The sequence below is a fragment of the Bacteroides salyersiae WAL 10018 = DSM 18765 = JCM 12988 genome, from assembly GCF_000381365.1.
GTDB classification, from domain to species: domain Bacteria; phylum Bacteroidota; class Bacteroidia; order Bacteroidales; family Bacteroidaceae; genus Bacteroides; species Bacteroides salyersiae.
The window spans coordinates 764249-781568 of sequence record NZ_KB905466.1 but is presented as its reverse complement, the minus strand read 5'-3'; the positions used below and the strand labels follow the sequence as shown (position 1 = coordinate 781568).

At 41.3% G+C, this 17320-nt stretch carries 10 protein-coding genes and 1 tRNA gene; 8 read left to right on the top strand and 3 right to left on the bottom strand.

The genetic code is table 11. From position 1 onward, the window contains the following. The first annotated feature begins 169 nt into the window (after window positions 1-169). From HMPREF1532_RS03160 to HMPREF1532_RS03135, 6 genes are all read left to right on the top strand, one after another. Complete coding sequence (locus tag HMPREF1532_RS03160; protein WP_005924703.1) at window positions 170-3265, top strand: SusC/RagA family TonB-linked outer membrane protein; 3096 nt, start codon at window positions 170-172, stop codon at window positions 3263-3265. 34 nt (window positions 3266-3299) lie between these two features. Continuing rightward, a complete protein-coding gene (locus HMPREF1532_RS03155; RefSeq protein WP_005924689.1) occupies window positions 3300-4871 on the top strand; it encodes a RagB/SusD family nutrient uptake outer membrane protein in 1572 nt (523 codons plus the stop codon). A 37-nt stretch (window positions 4872-4908) separates the two neighbouring features. Continuing rightward, window positions 4909-7185 (top strand): glycoside hydrolase family 97 protein, encoded by a 2277-nt coding sequence (locus HMPREF1532_RS03150; RefSeq protein ID WP_005924686.1) that lies wholly within the window; start codon window positions 4909-4911, stop codon window positions 7183-7185. 17 nt (window positions 7186-7202) lie between these two features. Then, window positions 7203-9113 carry an FG-GAP-like repeat-containing protein gene (locus tag HMPREF1532_RS03145; RefSeq protein ID WP_005924683.1) on the top strand — a complete coding sequence of 637 codons (1911 nt, stop codon included), beginning with the start codon at window positions 7203-7205 and terminating at the stop codon, window positions 9111-9113. A 354-nt stretch (window positions 9114-9467) separates the two neighbouring features. Beyond that, entirely contained in the window at window positions 9468-10037 is a 570-nt protein-coding gene (locus tag HMPREF1532_RS03140) for an RNA polymerase sigma factor (RefSeq protein WP_005924680.1), read from the top strand. Continuing rightward, the gene (locus HMPREF1532_RS03135) at window positions 10034-11239 is read left to right on the top strand and encodes an energy transducer TonB (RefSeq protein ID WP_005924677.1); all 1206 of its coding nucleotides are present in this window, start codon (window positions 10034-10036) and stop codon (window positions 11237-11239) included. The genes HMPREF1532_RS03140 and HMPREF1532_RS03135 overlap by 4 nt, the downstream gene beginning before the upstream one ends. A gap of 86 nt (window positions 11240-11325) precedes the next feature. On the opposite strand, the gene HMPREF1532_RS03130 is transcribed toward HMPREF1532_RS03135, so the two are convergent. The 3 genes from HMPREF1532_RS03130 to HMPREF1532_RS03120 all read right to left on the bottom strand — a co-directional run bounded on the left by HMPREF1532_RS03130 (window position 11326) and on the right by HMPREF1532_RS03120 (window position 12421). After that, window positions 11326-11398 (bottom strand) — tRNA-Trp (locus tag HMPREF1532_RS03130). Between the two features lie 65 nt (window positions 11399-11463). Then, on the bottom strand, window positions 11464-11817 hold the full coding sequence (locus tag HMPREF1532_RS03125) for an arsenate reductase family protein (RefSeq protein WP_005924675.1): 354 nt from the start codon (window positions 11815-11817) through the stop codon (window positions 11464-11466). A gap of 22 nt (window positions 11818-11839) precedes the next feature. Further along, window positions 11840-12421: a uracil-DNA glycosylase family protein gene (locus HMPREF1532_RS03120; protein WP_005924672.1), complete on the bottom strand. Its 582-nt coding sequence runs from the start codon at window positions 12419-12421 to the stop codon at window positions 11840-11842. A gap of 136 nt (window positions 12422-12557) precedes the next feature. On the opposite strand from HMPREF1532_RS03120, the gene HMPREF1532_RS03115 reads away from it, so the two are divergent. Continuing rightward, window positions 12558-15662, top strand: a complete 3105-nt coding sequence (locus HMPREF1532_RS03115) for a SusC/RagA family TonB-linked outer membrane protein (RefSeq protein WP_005924669.1) — start codon at window positions 12558-12560, stop codon at window positions 15660-15662. A 16-nt stretch (window positions 15663-15678) separates the two neighbouring features. Then, complete coding sequence (locus tag HMPREF1532_RS03110; RefSeq protein ID WP_005924666.1) at window positions 15679-17265, top strand: SusD/RagB family nutrient-binding outer membrane lipoprotein; 1587 nt, start codon at window positions 15679-15681, stop codon at window positions 17263-17265. Window positions 17266-17320 lie beyond the last annotated feature (55 nt).

The following is a 17320-nucleotide window of genomic DNA, read 5'->3' as shown; positions in this document are numbered from 1 at the left end:
TTAAATTATTAATTACTATTTTATTTTATAATTAAAAGAAACAGTAATATGCATAATATGCTTAAAGAGTTTCCGGACCTTATTGTCATTTTCTGATTATCTGTTAAATGGGCAGTTAACAACCGGATATATAACATAAAATTCATTTAATTATTAATCTTGATGTATTATGAAAAGAAACAGATTAATTTGGTTTTTCTCCCTATTATTTTGTTGTACTTTATTGGCGGCTCAAAGCATAACTGTTGAGGGTACAGTCACGGGAAATCTTGATTCGGAAGTATTGATAGGAGCAAGTATTTCTGTAAAAGGTACTACAATGGGGACTGTTACGGATATAGATGGGAAGTATTCTCTTTCTGTACCGTCTGATGCTATATTAGTATTCAGTTATTTGGGTTATGAAACGGAAGAAGTTGCTGTAAGGAACCGCTCGTTGATAAACGTTTCTCTGAAAACCAGTTCACAAGATTTGGAAGAGGTCGTTGTTGTCGGTACTATTTTGAAAAAAAGTGATTTGACTGGTGCTGTATCAAGTGTTAGTGCGAAAGTGCTGGAAGAAAAACCGGTTACCAGTATAAACCAAGCTTTACAGGGGCGTGTTGCAGGAGTCTTGATTTCTAATGCTGCCAAACCGGGTGATGATGCAACTATTAAAATTCGTGGTATCAATACCATTAATACTACTACCGATCCTATTTATGTAGTGGATGGTTTGGTTATGGATAACTTCGGAGGTGGATTTAATTCTATCAATTTGAATGATGTTGCTTCTATTGAGGTATTGAAAGATGCCTCTGCTACAGCTCTCTATGGTTCGCGTGCTTCTAATGGAGTGGTTTTGATTACAACTAAAAAAGGTAAAATTGGTAGTGGCAGAATTACCTATGATGGTTGGGTTGGTTTTCAAACGGAAGCGAAGCTTCCTGAAACTATGGGTACAAGAGATCTTTTTGAATTGAGAAAAGAGGCGGCAATGAATTCGTTTACGGCGCGTCACCCGGAGGCAACAGTTGATGAAATTGATGCGTTTTTGGCCAATCGGGTGATGACACCTTATGTTAAAGATGGCTCGGGAGGATATGTCTTTGCACAATATGAGTTTGATGCCTATGAGAATAATGATAATTATGACTGGTTGGATGCAGTGACCCGTACTGGTGTAGAGCAAAATCATGCGTTGAGTTTTAGTGGAGCTTCCGAAAAAGGTGCCTATTATTTAAGTTTCGGATATTCTAATAAAAAAGGAATGGTCAAGAATCTTGGGGATACGAGGTATAATGGGCGTATTAACTCAGATTATTCCATCAAATCATGGTTAAAAGTCGGTACTAATACCTCATTTTCTCATACTGAATCTGAAATATTTTCGGATGATGGTGTTTATGATAAAGCACGTGGGGCTAATCCTATGTTACCGGTTGACTCGGAAATCTACACCTTGAATTATGGTGGAATAGAGGATAATAATTACTTTAATCCGATACGCACTTTAAAAATAGAGAATGACCGCAGGCGCAATCGCTTGTCTTCTACCAATTTTTTGAATATAAATCCACTAAAGGGATTGAATATCCGTACTTCGTTTTCTCTTGATTTTTTTCAAGAAGATCGGTTTAAATACACTCCGAAAGATATTCAGGAATCTATTCGTTATTCTCAGGATGGACAGGCAGAGCATACCCGTGACCAAAGAATGGTATGGCAATGGGATAATTCCATCTCTTATGACCGGATATTTGGAAAACACAAAATAAATGCTTTGTTTAGTACCAGTGCTACTCAGACAGATCGGGATTATACGTATGCTACAGGGAAAGGATACGGTACGGATCGATTTTCTTATTATAACATAGGTGCTTCTTACAAAACGGATGAACGGTCTATCGGCTCTGATTTTGTAACGGCTACCTTGATGTCATATGTAGTACGTGCCGATTATAATTATGCAAGTAAGTACTATTTGACAGCTACCGCGCGTTATGATGGTTCTTCTAAGTTTGCCAAAGGTCATCGATGGGGATTATTTCCTTCTTTTTCTGCTGCATGGAACATTGCAGAGGAGAATTTCATGAAAGAACAGCGTGTGTTTAACCAATTGAAATTACGTTTGGGATATGGCTTGGTCGGTAATCAGAGTATTGATGATTTTGCATTTTATACACTTTACGATGCCAAACTTGAGGATGGAAAGGTTACTTATGTACCTAAAGGAAGTAGAGGTACAAAAGATATTACTTGGGAATCTCAGAGGCAATTCAATGTCGGCTTGGATATGGGATTCTTGAATGGGCGTATTACTGCAACAATGGATGCATTCTTTATAAAAAATAAGGATTTGTTGATGACGCGTTCTTTACCGTTGACATCCGGTTTTAGTTCAGCGATAGAAAATATCGGTGCAATTGAAAACAAAGGTATCGAATTTGCCTTGAATGCCAAACTGATTGCAACAAGAAATATCCAGTGGAATGTTTCTGCCAATATTTCGGCCGATAGAAATAAGGTTACGCAACTTTACGGTGATAATGATGCGGTTTATAATATTGATGCTGATCGTAATCTTCAAAAGGAAGGGAATTTGTTTTTAGGTGAGTCACGTAATACGATTTATATATGGAAAACAGGTGGCATTGCCCAAGTGGTAGATATGGAACATTTAAAAAATATTGATTTTTCGGGACGACAGGTTAATCCGGGAGATCTTTATCCATTGGATATAAACGATGATAAAGTGATCGATGATAAGGATCGTGTGATTGTCGGTTCTCCCGATCCTAAATTTTATGGTGGTTTTTCAACAGATTTTTCATATAAAGGGGTGACGTTGAATGCTGTATTCAATTATTCATGTGGAGGTAAAAAGTTGAGTCCTTACTATGAATCATTGATCACGAGTCGGGGGACGGGAATTGCTTCCATTGATTTACTTGATCGTTGGACACCGGAAAATACGGATGCTAAATTTCCACGTCCTATTTATAATGATCCTACAGATACCGAAACGATGTATTACAATACTTTTTCTGCCAGTCAAATGGATTTTTCTGTACAGAATGCTTCGTTTTTACGCTTATCTACTTTGAGTTTGTCATATACGTTTCCAAAGTCAGTATCGGAAAAAATGAGAATTGGAAATCTTCGGATTTACTCTACAGTATCCAATGTGTTCTGTTTGACTCCTTATAAAGGATATGATCCGGAAACGGGAGATTGGTATCCACCTACACGAATGTTTGTTTTCGGATTGAATGTTTCATTGTAAATAGTCTTCATTGGTATATTAAATATAGTTAGTTATGAAAAACGTGATAAAAATAAACAGATTGATAGCGGCCTGCATGTTAGCAGGTTCTTTAAGCATATATTCTTGTTCGGATTTTTTAAATCAAGAGCCTAAGACATCACTGACGGAGCAGGAAGCTTTTTCTGATTTAAAGAATATTATACCAACAGTTGATGGGCTGTACACTGCGTTTCGTGAATCAAAATCGGGGCGGGAAGGATTGACTTTCTCACTGTTGGGGTTGGACGAGAGTAAACAAGGCATAGTACAGATGGACGATGCAACTCAAGCCAGCCTCGATCTTTACAACGGTTTATTGAATTCAATGTCCACACAAGTAGATAAAATGTGGTCAAGAAGGTGGCCGATTGTTATTTCTGCAGCGAATGCTATTTATGCACTTGACGTAATTGCCGAGACGACTAAGGAAGAAGAAATGCTGGATGAAATAGAACGGTTGAAGGGTGAAGCTTGTTTTATACGGGCTATGGTAATGATGGAGCTTACGATGTATTGGGGTGAGGTTCCGGTGGTTGATATTGCTACAATGAATAATTCGGCTCGTCAGCCATTGGAGAAAGTATGGAAACAGATTATTGATGACTTTACTTTTGCATCTGTGTCTTTGAAAGATAGGTATACGGAATCTGCTGATAAGATGCGTGCAACTTCCGGTGCGGCGTTGGCTATGTTGGGAAAAGCCTATATGTCAGTCCCAGTGGAAACCGGCATGAGAGATTTTAAATTGGCAAAGGAAAGTTTTGAGGCAATGCTTGACCGTTATCAGTTGGATTCTGAATACAGTAATCTTTTCGATGAAAATTTAGAGTTTAATTCACCTGAGTCTATTTTCGAATTAGATTATGATAATGTAAACCGCATTAATCATTGGGAATTCGATATGGGATCCCGTACAGTAGTCGCTACATTTGGTGAGGGCTGTTATTTTGCTGGATATGATGTGGCGTTACCTACGGAATATGCATATAAATCGAAGTCTGAAGGAGGTATTTGGGAAGAGGGAGATTTGCGTAGAGATGAAAGTATCCGCTATGATTTTACTTATTTGGGCATTACTCCTACAGAGGTTTCTTGGGGAGCTGATGAATTGGATCCGCATATTAAAAAGTATGAAGACGAACGTACGGACCAATTTAACGGAAATTTGGCTAACGAATGGTATTCTGGTAAAAATTTCATTGTATTGCGTTATGCGGATGTGCTATTGTGTTACGCCGAATGCTTGAATGAACTTGGAGAAACCGGAGAAGCGAATACAGTAGTAAATCAAGTACGTGCACGTGCTTGGGGCGGGACTCTTCCTAATGAAATGGCTTGGAATTATGGACAAGATGAATTTCGGGTACAGATAATGGACGAACGTATTCGTGAACTTTGTTTTGAGGGATGGAGACGGATGGATTTGATTCGTACCGGTAAATTTGTTGAGTTGATAAAAGAGCGTAATCCTTGGGCTAAGAAATCGGGAACGATAAAAGAGTTCCATATGCGTTGGCCTATTCCAGATACAGAAATTAAGAATAATTCTGACATAAGCGAGGAAGATCAGAATCCGGGGTATTGAATTTTATATTAATAATCAATTTAATGTATAAGATGATATGAATAGAAAACTAATTTTATCTTCATTATTTATCTTCTTTTGTCTATGGAATATACAGGCTGAAGAATATGAAACGATGTCACCTAATGGAATGTTGAAAATAAAGTTGCGGATAGACAAAGGAACTACTTATGAAATTTGGCATGGTAACGAACAACTGATTGCATCTTCCCCTATCGGACTCAACCTTTCCAATGGTATGATTATAGGAGGGGGAACGGTGAAAAATGTTACAAGAAACGTTGTCGATCAGACAATTGAAGTTATAGCAGGAAAGAATAAAACACTGAGAGAGGCCTATAACGAGCTTTTGATCTCTTTCACGGAAGATTATGATCTTCTGGTGAGGGCCTACGATGAAGGCATAGCTTATCGGTTTATCACACGGTTGGGCGGAGAAATTATCATAAATAGCGAAGATGCCGTATTTAATTTCACTTTCACTCCGACAGTTTATTTTCCGGAATGTGATACTAATTATTCTGGGGAAAAAGATCAAGAAGGAAAGGTACATCAGATTCATCAAGGATACCGGAACTTCGAAAGACTCTATAAAATTTATAATGCTCCCACAGAGATAACCAATAACCGTTTCTCTGTTTCTCCGGTATTGTTTTCTCATCCTGACACTTCTTATAAAATAGTAGTGACAGAATCCGATACATATGATTATCCGGGGTTATATATGGAACAAAACGGTCCGAATTCTATGCGTGGAAAATGGGCCCAATATCCTAAAGAGGTAATGGATGAAGATCCTTCGAACCCTAATTATTGGTATTCGAACCATTTGGTTATTTCAAGAGAAAATTATATTGCAAAAACAGAAGGAAACCGTACTTTCCCTTGGAGGGTTATTATTGTTTCTGATGATGATAAATCTTTACTGAATAATGAATTGGTGTATATGTTGGCGGAACCGTGCCGTCTTACCGATACTTCGTGGATTCAACCTGGTAAGAGTGCTTGGGAATGGTGGCATAAAGCTGTTTTAGAGGGAGTGGATTTCCCATCGGGAAATAATAATCTGTCGTTCCAGTTATATAAGTATTATGTTGATTGGGCATCTCAACATGGAATTGAATATATGACACTTGATGCGGGTTGGTCCGAGAGCTACATACGTACTTTGTGTCTTTATGCTAAACAGAAGAATGTGAAAATTATCGTTTGGACATGGGCGAGTTGTGTTAGAGAAAATCCGGAAGACTGGATTAAGAAGATGAAAGATTATGGTGTGTCTGGGGCAAAGATTGACTTTTTCGAACGTAATGATCAGATTGCTATGCGTTGGGGACGGGATTTTGCACAACGCTTGGCAAATCACCAAATGGTGGCATTGTTTCATGGTTGTCCGGTTCCTGCCGGAATAAATCGTACTTTTCCTAATATATTGAATTTTGAGGCTGTTCGTGGTGCAGAATGTAATTTCTGGGAAAAAACTTTGACACCGGAATATCATACACAATTTCCTTTTATACGTTCGTTGGTCGGTCCTGAAGATTATACTCCAGGTTCTATGAGAAATGTAACTCAAGAAGAATTCCAGCCGATTGATAAGGATGATACTCCACCGATGAGTATGGGAACCAGAGCACACGAACTGTCGATGTATGTGATTTATGATCAGTGGATAGGTTATTTGTGTGATTCTCCGACCGAATACAATAAATATTCGGATATACTAAGTTTTCTGTCGACTGTACCTGTGGTGTGGGACAAAACAGTTCCATTGGATGCTAAATTAGGAGATTATATTTTGGTGGCGAAACAGAAAGGAAAAGATTGGTATGTAGGTGGCATGACTGACTGGACTGCGAGAACGCTGGAAGTCGATTTCGGCTTCTTGGAAGCTGGCGTTTCTTATCTGGCTGATATTTTTAAAGATACTTCTGCATCGGGAGAGCAACCTAAACAATATGTATGCGAAAGAATGGAAATCACAAAAGATACTAAACTCTCCATTCCGATGGCTAAAGGAGGAGGATTTGCCATCCGGCTGCTTCATGCTTCCGGTTCGGGAATTACAGAAGTGAAACAAGAAAATCCTCTTATTGTTTATGTTGAGAAAGAGACGGATACGCTCCATATCAAGACGGAAAAGAGGATAGAGGATGTAAGGATAAATGATATCACCGGGCAAACATTATTTGCCCGGAAATATAATGACGATGTTTATTCCGAACGAATAAACTTATCAGACTTTAATAAAGGAATATATGTAGTTTCCGTGAAAACGGCGCCTGCATTGGCTTCAACGACTTTTATCTATTAATGAAAATCGGATATATTATGAAAAATATAGAAATCTTTAAGTATACATTTGTATTAGCCGGATTTGTTTGTACTTCTGCTTTTGCTCAGGTGAAAAATGTCTCTTTCTCTGAGATATTGAATCCGGTTGTAGTAGATGACGGAACAGAAAATATTCCTCTAATTTATGAAGCTGCTGCTGCATGGGGGGATTATGACAATGATGGCTTTTTGGATTTGATCGTGTCTGGTGTGACTTCACAGGGAGAAAAGACACTGCTTTATAAAAATAAAAATGGCCGGCAATTTGAGAAAGTGGAACATAATTTTCCGGATCTGAGAACATCCAATGCCACTTGGTTTGACTATAATAATGATGGAAATCTGGATTTATTTTTGGCGGGGAAGAAAAGTAATGGAGAACTGTACTCGGGTCTGTGGAAAAATAAAGGAGGAGATGCCGGCTTTGAAGAGGTATTTACCGGCTTGTTTCCTTTAATCAATAATGGTGATGGGAATCGCTCTACCCGATATGTAGTAGCTGCGGACTATGATGGGGATGGTTGGACCGATCTGTATATTCAAGGGCGTACAAATGGAGGAGATAAAAATACAGGAATAGCATATCTGTACAGAAATGTGAATGGACAGAACTTCGAACGTATCGATAAACCGGTGAAAAACAAACTGGGTAGTGAAGCTAAGCCGTTTATACAATTATCGGGCGGTGGTGCAGCTTGGGGTGATTATGACGGTGATGGGTTTTTGGACCTTATTGTTTCGGGTGAGGGAATAGATGCTGATAAATACGATGCCGATTATGGTTATCATGGCAGTTATAACGGGGCGGTTTATAAAAATAATGGAGACGGAACTTTTGCCGAGCCTATTGAATTTGCAGGTATAGAAGAAGGAAATCCGGCCTGGCTTGATTATAATAATGATGGAAAGCTTGATTTTGTTGTTCCCGGAGTCAGATGGGATGAGAATGTGAGCTGGAACTGGCGTGGCGATTTATATCTTAATTCAGCAGGAGGATTCACTAAGTACGATGCTGCTACGACGGGATTACCCAATAACAGGCAGGAGCTTTCCATTGATGCCGGTGATGTTAACAATGACGGCTTTAGTGATATTCTTTATATGAATGCGACGGGTGAGAATGATGTTGTTTATTTGAATAATGGAGGTATGCTTGGTGCTCCTATGTTCATAGCTTCTCCACTTGTGTATGCCGGTGCGGCAGCACAGAGAGGAGGGACTGCCAATCTTGTGGATTTTGATAATGATGGCAATTTGGATGCGTGTTTGGTAGGTTATGGTGATGCAGGAGGATCGCATACCCGTTTGATGAAGAATGTTTTGGGAGAAGGAGTCGCGTCTAATAAAGCTCCCGGTGCACCTAAGAATTTGAAAGTGACTCCGGGTGCCAATGGTATTGCCATGTTTTCATGGGATGCTCCGGAAGATGATCAGACTTCGGCCAATGCTTTGAAATATAATTTGTATATCAAGCAAGGAGACGTTGTCCGAATGACGGTTCCTGCCGATATTGCTACCGGACGTTTGAAAGTGTCTGAAGTTTCCGGATTGATCAGCAAGAGGGTGTTATATAAAGTGACAGGATTGACCGGTGATTATACATGGGGAGTGCAGGCGGTCGATAATGCAAAAGTGGGTGGTCCGTTTGCCATGTTTGGCTCAGGAACCGGTATTGATAAAGAGCCGGCGGTAGCTCCTGTAAAAATAATAAGTGAAGAAAATGCGATACGTATTGTCGGCAAGTGTGATTTGAAAGGTGTGGTTAATGTTTATTCAATGGACGGAGGAAATGTATATTCGGAGTCGGTTTTATTGAATGATATGGTTATTGAATTGTCGAAAGGAATCTATTTGGTAAAAATAATGTTGACGGATGAGATGATAACGAAAAAGGTAATTGTTTGGTAAAAGGATAACAAACTGGTAAATAGAAGGCCTTTGGCAGTATACCCCCGAAAAGCTGTATGTTCTCAGCTTGACGGGGGTATTTTCTTGTAATGTCGGAGAGTTGCTTCGTTTTTATGTGATTGCAAAAAGATATATTCTTGTCATGTAAGAGTGTATATTCTTGTTGGGTAAAAGTATATATTCATGCTACATAAAAGTATATATTTTGATAATGACTGATTATTAGTGTGTTATGTGTATGAATGCTTTCTTGTTAGACCGATTGGTTATACTTGGATACTTTGGGTCTATTTTTAATTTTCCGATATGACTTGATGTTTACTTGTTTTTTTTAACTTTGCCTAAAAAGAATTTTTGTTTTTCAAGAAAAACATATCAAAGTTGACTGATGAAGAACTGTTACAGCAGTATACCGATTCGGGTAAAACAGAATATTTCGGTGAATTATACAACCGCTATATTCCGTTGCTGTACGGACTTTGTCTTAAATATCTGAGTGATGAGGCTCGTGCACAGGACGCAGTCATGCAACTTTTTGAAGAACTGCTTTCCAAAGTATCCAATTATCAGATAAAAGTTTTCAAAACGTGGTTGTACCGGGTAGCTAAAAATCATTGTCTGCAGATATTAAGGAAAGACAATAAGGAAATTCCGCTTGATTATACGATTAATATTATGGAATCCGATGAATTTTTGCATCTGTTATCTGAGGAGGATCATTCGGAAGAACAATTGAATGCCTTGAAGCATTGTCTTGAAAAACTGCCAGAACTTCAACGTATCAGCATTACGCAATTTTTTATGGAAGAGATGTCATATGCCGATATTGCGGAGCAGGCAGGTTTAACACTGAACCATGTGAAAAGTTATATTCAGAACGGGAAAAGAAATTTAAAGATTTGCATAAAGAATCAGATCCAATGAAGCTATTAGACTACATACGAGGAACTCGAAAGGGGAAAGAGGCTCATCGCTTGCAGAAAGAGGCGATGCGTGATCCTTTTCTTGCCGATGCTATGGATGGTTATGACAGCGTAGGGGAGAACCAGGAGTATCAGATAGAGATTTTACGTCGCCGGATCAGGGGAAAAGCAAAGGGAAAACGGAATCATGCTGTTGTGTGGAGTGTAGCGGCGAGCTTATTGATAGGTGTTTGTTTGAGCAGCTATTTCATATATCAGAAAAATAGGCTACCGGAAGATGTTTTTATGACATTGGAAGCCTTGCAACGGGATACCGTGTTGCAGGTTGTGCCTCAAACACCTCAGTTACCTTTAGCAAAATCGGTACATCCGGAAGAAAAGGGAAAATTGGCTGGAACTGTCCGGGGAGATTCGGTGAAGGTGTTTGCCAGTCGGGAACGGCAACTATCAAAGGCAGCTCCTGCGAAGATGCGGGAAGAAATTGCCGATGAAGCAGGGATGAGTGTAATGGCTGATGTTGTTGAAGTGGATTCGGTAGCTGCCAAACCGGTTAGTACCGCCCTGTCTGCCGTTACCAATAATGGTATTGCAAAGCAACTGAGCGGAATGGTAAGCGGGATAAAAGTAAACGGAGTGAAAGGGCGTGTCATTGATAAGGTTGGAGAGCCTATTGTGGGAGCTACCGTCACTGTAAGAGGTACTAATAATGGAACTGTATCGGATGTGAATGGTAATTTTACTTTGCCGATGAATGACGGAAAAGAGATTACGGTCAATTATATAGGCTATGAACCGGTTATTCTTCCAGCCGATACAAGTAAGGAGATGCTGATTGCCATGAATGAAGACAGTAGAGAATTGGATGAAGTGGTAGTAGTAGGGTACGGGACTCAGCGGAAAGCGAATCTGACTGGGGCGGCAGTAACCGTAGAACAATTGACGATGCCTCGTCCGGTAATCGGGGAAAAGGCTTATCGGAGATATTTGAAAAAGAATCTGAACCGTCCGACAGATAAAGAATGTGAGCGGGTAAAGGGGAAAGTGATACTGACTTTTTATGTGAATGACGAGGGGCGTCCTATCGATATAAAGGTACAGGGAAGTTTATGTCCTTCCGTTGATAAAGAAGCGATACGTCTTGTGCGGGAAGGTCCGCAATGGACTGTCGGAGGGGGAGAAGTGACTTTGGAGATTCAATTTTAGGAGAATGAATGGGCTGTTTTAGCTATTGTCCGACCTGAAAACGAAAAATAGCTGCGAGTTATTAACTCACAGCTATTGAAATCTTGCACGGGAGGAGAGGCTCGAACTCCCGACACCCGGTTTTGGAGACCGGTGCTCTACCAACTGAGCTACTCCCGTGTTTGCGGGTGCAAAGGTAGAATAAACTTTTGAATCTGCAAGCGCTTCTGCAAAGAAGTTTTCAACTATTTTAGCTTTTCCCACTCGGCAGGTTTGAAACCTACCAGTACAAAATTATTGGTGACTACCAACGGACGTTTCACCAATTTACCGTTGGTGGCCAATAAGGCGATTTGCTCTTCTTCGCTCATGGTAGGTAGCTTGTCTTTGAGATTCAGATCTTTATATACCAATCCACTGGTATTGAAAAACTTTCTTACCGGCAATCCGCTAAGGGGAATCCAGGCCTTTAATTCTTCTATTGTGGGATTATCTTCCACAATGAGCCGGTTGGTATACTCAATGTTGTTCTCTGTCAGCCATTTTTTTGCCTTTTGGCAAGTGCTGCATGCGGGGTATTGCAAAAAGATCGGTTTCATAGGTTTCCTATATATATATTGATTAAAGCATTTGTAAATCTTGATACATGATGCGATAGGCGGCAGCTTTTTTGTCCAGTGCTAAAGGGTAGGCACGCGAGGAAGATGGCATACGGTATAAACGCATCGGGCAGTTTTCGAATAAAAATTCGGAGAAATCACCCACTTTCGGTTCTTCTATACTGAATTGCGTACGGAGGGTATCCGTGGCTTTCTGACCGGTAGTGACGATCGCTTTGCATTCCGGAAGTTGCAGGAGCAGTGCGCGGATATCGGTAGGTTGCACAACTTCCAAGAATTTATCGGAAGCATTATCTTGCAGGCGGCGTATGGCAGAAGCCGTATCAAAAAGTGCAATTCCTTTCTCATTAAGAAAGTCGATGATGCGCTCTCTGCAAAAGGCTTTTTTCGATTCATTCAAGAAGTAATCCTTGTTGTTAAAGAATAGGATTCCGGTGATTCTCCACATATCGTTATTTAGATTTGGGTAATAAAAATCCATAGACCACCGCTTTTTTTGTGGTGGAAAACTTCCAAGCATTAATAACCGGGCTTTTACCGGAAGAAAAGGTTGCAAGGGATGATTCTCTATTTCTATTTCCATTTTCATCGTTTTATTTGCAACAAAAATAGTGATAATACGCGTTTTGGCGAACTCTTTCATCAAAATGATATTGGGATAACCTCTTTTTAGATTTTATTATGTATATTTGTCTATATACAAATTGATATTAATGAACATGTTAGTTAGTGCGAGAATACTTATCTGTTTTTTTTTGACATTCCTCTTTTCTGTTTGTACAACAGTCGGTTATGCCGTTAATGTAGAACATGATGGTCATCATGATCAGTTTTCTTCAAAAAAAAAGATAAGCGGGACGGTATACGACTCCAAAGGTGATGTTTTGGTTGGTGCTACTATTAAGGTAAAAGGAGAATCGGAAGGAACAGTGACCAATGTGAACGGTGAATTTCTTTTGCTCGTAAATCCGGATGCTACTTTGGTGGTCTCTTTTTTAGGATATGAAAGCGTAGAGGTTCCCGTATCTGGAAAAACGGATTTCAAGATCGTATTGCAAGAAGATGCGGTGATGCTCGATGACGTGATTGTGACTGCATTGGGCATTGAAAAGAAGGCTTCATCTTTGTCTTATTCGGCCATGCAGTTGAAGAGTGATGAGTTGAACCGGGTAAAAGAGACGAATATGATTACCGCTTTGGCCGGAAAGGCGGCGGGTATGCAGGTAAGTAAAAACTCTTCCGGTCCGGGGGCTTCGGCTAAGGTCAGCATTCGTGGCATCCGTTCGGTGGTCAGTGATAATCAGCCACTGTATGTGATAGACGGAGTGCCGATGCTGAATTCCACTTCCGAACAGGCCTATTCGGCTATTGGCGGGACTGCTGATGCGGGCAATCGTGACGGGGGGGATGGCATTTCCAACTTGAATCCGGAAGACGTGGAGAGCATTACTGTATTGAAAGGTGCACCGGCAGCAGCTTTGTATGGAAGTCAAGCGGCCAATGGCGTGATTCTGATAACGACCAAAAAGGGGAGTACGGGCGCACATAAAATCTCTTTTTCTACCAGTCTGACTATTGATAAGGCTTTCAGTCTTCCCGAAATGCAGAATCGCTATGGCGTTAGTGATGGTGTGGATAGTTGGGGAGCACAGGAAGCATTGCCTGAACAAGATCATCTGAATGATTTCTTTCGTACCGGTTTTACCTCTATTACTTCCCTTTCTGTGAGTCATGGGAATGAGAAACTGCAAAATTATTTTTCTTATGCCAATACTACCGGGCGGGGTATTGTCGATAAAAACCGGTTATCGAAGCATAATTTGAATTTGCGGGAGACTTCCGTACTGTTCAACGGCCGTTTGAAACTCGATGGAAATGTAAATATCATGCGGCAGGTAGTGGAAAACAAACCGGTTCCGGGAGGATTTTATATGAATCCGCTTGTGGGATTATATCGTTTTCCGCGTGGTGAAGACCTTTCTTATTATCGCGATAATTTTGAGGTGTACGATGAAGACCGTAAGTTGAATGTGCAGAACTGGCATGCGCCTTCTGACGACTTCGAGCAGAATCCTTACTGGATTGTAAACCGGATTCAGAGCAAGGATACCCGTGCACGGGTGATCGCTTCTTTATCGGCGCGGGTGAAAGTAACCGATTGGCTGGACATTCAGGCACGCGGTAATATGGATTATATAGGTGATAAGTTACGGCAGAAGTTTTATGCGTCTACCGCTCCGGCTTTGGCAGGTGTGAACGGGCGGTATCTTGAGATGGATTATCAGGAAGTATTGCTTTATGGCGATGTGATGGCCACTGTAAAGAAACAATGGAATGATTTTTCGTTGGATGCCGCTATCGGTGGCAGCATCAATGATAAGGTGGTGAATTCCACCCGTTATGATTCAAAAACGGCCTCATTGAAATACCCCAATGTCTTTACTTTGGCCAATATCCTGATGAACAGTGCCGCTGTGCTTGATCAGAGGATCGATGCACACAGACAACTGCAATCTGTATTTGCCACGGCACAATTGGGATATAAGGAAAGCGTCTTTATCGACGTGACGGCCCGTAATGACTGGGCTTCGACGCTTGCTTTTACGAAACATGAGAAGAGCGGCTTTTTTTATCCTTCGGTCGGTGCTTCTTTTATTTTCAACAAATGGATGGCTTTACCCGAATGGATCTCTTTTGGAAAATTGCGTGGGGCATACAGTAAGGTGGGGAATGATATTCCTTTGTTTATCACCAATTCTGTTTCGCATGTAGTGGCCGGTGGAGGAATACAGGCAAATGATGCCGCTCCTTTTGAGGAGATGAGACCGGAAATGACTTATTCTGTAGAAGTGGGGACGGAATGGCGTTTTCTGCAAAGCCGTTTAGGCATCAATGCCACTTATTATCGCACGAATACCCGTAACCAGTTCTTCAAGTTGCCGGCTCTTTCCGGTGATCGGTTTGCATACCGCTATGTCAATGCCGGCAATATACAGAACGAAGGATGGGAGTTGACATTGGATGCTGCTCCGGTGATGAACAGGGATTTTATGTGGAAAACTACATTGAACTTTTCGTCCAATAAGAATAAAATTATCGAATTGCATGAGAAATTGAAAGAGTTTGTGTACGGGCCTACCAGCTTTTCCTCGAGTTATGCCATGAAGTTGGTGGAAGGTGGTTCCATCGGTGATATTTACGGGAAGGCATTCGTGCGTGATGCAGAGGGAAATATCGTTTATGAAACCGACGGAGACAACAAAGGCCTGCCGCAGGTGGAGGGTGACGGGAATACGGTAAAAGTGGGAAATGCCAATCCGGTTTTCTCTATGGGGTGGAGCCATACTCTTTCTTATAAAGGAATCAGTCTTTACTGTCTGATCGATTGGCGGTATGGCGGAGATATTCTTTCGCAGACACAGGCGGATATGGATATGTATGGGGTATCCAAAGCCACGGCCGATGCCCGGGATGCCGGATATGTCCTTTTGGAAGGCCGTCGTATAGAGGATGTGAAGAGGTTTTATAAGAATGTAGTCGGCGGACGTGCCGGTGTGACGGAATATTATATGTATGATGCCACGAATATTCGTTTGCGGGAGCTTTCGTTGAGTTATCGCTTGCCGGCAAACTGGATACAACAGATGAAGATCTTTCATGAAATACAGCTCTCTTTTGTGGGGCGCAATCTTTTCTTTTTCTATAAGAAAGCGCCTTTTGATCCGGATCTGGTACTCTCTACCGGAAATGACAATCAAGGGATCGATGTTTATGGAATGCCCACTACGCGTAGCTTGGGATTCAGTATTAAGTGTGACTTTTAAAACGGAGGGTGGATAGATGAAAAAGGACATGGTATTTTTATTTATAGTGCTGGGCGGTTTCTTTGTTTCCTGTACTTCCGGTTTTAGAGAGTTCAATACCGATTTGGCCGGCATTACGGATGAAGACCTGAAAGTGGATAATAACGATCATGGCATCCGTTTGGGAATTATCCAGCAGGGCATTTATTTTAATTATGATTACGGTAAAGGGAAAAACTGGCCTTTCCAACTGATACAAAATCTGAACGCGGATATGTTTAGCGGATATATGCACGATGCCAAACCACTGAATGGGGGTAGCCATAACTCGGATTATAATCTGCAAGATGGTTGGAACAGTGCGATGTGGGGACATACGTATGCTTATGTTTTCCCTCAGATCTACCAGTCGGAACAATTTACCCGTACCGGGCAACCGGCTTTTTTCGGTATAACGAAAATATTGAAGGTGGCGGTCATGCACCGTGTGACCGATTATTACGGCCCGATTGTGTACACCAATTTTGCCGATCCTAAAGGGGAATATCTGCCGGATAGCCAGGAGAAAGTATACAATGAGTTTTTTCTTGAACTGGATACGGCAGTAACGGCATTGGCCGATTATATAGAGCGGAAACCGGACGCTTCCGAATTTGCGCGTTTCGACATTTTGCTGGATGGCGAATATTCCTCCTGGATTAAGTTTGCCAATTCTCTGCGAATGCGGCTTGCCATGCGTTTGGCGGTGGTATCTCCTGATAAGGCGCGCATGGAATTTGTGAAGGCATTCGAAAATTCGTACGGTGTTTTTGAAACCTCTGATGAGCAGGCTGCTGTCTCCACTCAGGGCGGTTATAGCAATCCGCTTGGCGAGTTGAACCTTGTATGGAAAGAAACGTATATGAGTGCTTCGATGGAATCTATCATGAATGGTTACGATGATCCCCGGAGGAAATCCTATTTTACACACTGTTCGGCTGATGAGTTGAAACAAGAATACAGAGGGATTCGTCAAGGCACTTGCTTTGCTCACAACCGTTACAATGTCTTGTCGAAGCTTACTGTCACTCAGGCTACGGATGCCGTTCTGATGACTGCGGCAGAAGTTTGGTTTCTCCGTGCGGAAGCTGCTTTACGTGGTTGGACTTCGGAAGAGGAGAGTGATTGTTATGAGAACGGGGTAACTGTCTCTTTCCAACAACACAATGTTACCCAAGTGGATGAATATCTCAACAGCGATAAAGTGGCCTCTGACTTTATAGATGTCTATGATCCCGAGAATAATATAGAAGCCCGTTGTCTGGTATCCCCACGCTGGATAGAGGAGGCCGATGACGAGGTGAAACTGGAGAAGATCATAACTCAGAAGTGGCTGGCTATCTTTCCCGAGGGTTGTGAAGCATGGGCCGAACAGCGTCGTACGGGCTATCCGCGTCTTTTCCCGGTGCGGTTTAATAATAGCAAGAACGGTTGTATCGATACGGAGACTATGATCCGTCGCTTGAATTTTCCCGGTTCGTTGATCACAGAAAACGAAAGCCAATACCGTGCATTGGTCGATGCTTTGGGAGAAGAAGATAATGCCGGAACAAGACTTTGGTGGGATACCGGCCGTAATTGGTGAAAAGTGGTTGAAAACGGGCATATAGAGTGAGGGAATACCCCGGTTTTTGTGCACC

Bases quoted from the DNA above. Each gene is read 5' to 3' on its own strand.
- HMPREF1532_RS03135 (WP_005924677.1), top strand. From the start codon at position 10,034: ATGAAGCTATTAGACTACATACGAGGAACTCGAAAGGGGAAAGAGGCT.
- HMPREF1532_RS03155 (WP_005924689.1), top strand. From the start codon at position 3,300: ATGAAAAACGTGATAAAAATAAACAGATTGATAGCGGCCTGCATGTTA.
- HMPREF1532_RS03125 (WP_005924675.1), bottom strand. From the start codon at position 11,817: ATGAAACCGATCTTTTTGCAATACCCCGCATGCAGCACTTGCCAAAAG.
- HMPREF1532_RS03110 (WP_005924666.1), top strand. From the start codon at position 15,679: ATGAAAAAGGACATGGTATTTTTATTTATAGTGCTGGGCGGTTTCTTT.
- HMPREF1532_RS03150 (WP_005924686.1), top strand. From the start codon at position 4,909: ATGAATAGAAAACTAATTTTATCTTCATTATTTATCTTCTTTTGTCTA.
- HMPREF1532_RS03115 (WP_005924669.1), top strand. From the start codon at position 12,558: ATGTTAGTTAGTGCGAGAATACTTATCTGTTTTTTTTTGACATTCCTC.
- HMPREF1532_RS03145 (WP_005924683.1), top strand. From the start codon at position 7,203: ATGAAAAATATAGAAATCTTTAAGTATACATTTGTATTAGCCGGATTT.
- HMPREF1532_RS03160 (WP_005924703.1), top strand. From the start codon at position 170: ATGAAAAGAAACAGATTAATTTGGTTTTTCTCCCTATTATTTTGTTGT.
- HMPREF1532_RS03120 (WP_005924672.1), bottom strand. From the start codon at position 12,421: ATGGAAATAGAAATAGAGAATCATCCCTTGCAACCTTTTCTTCCGGTA.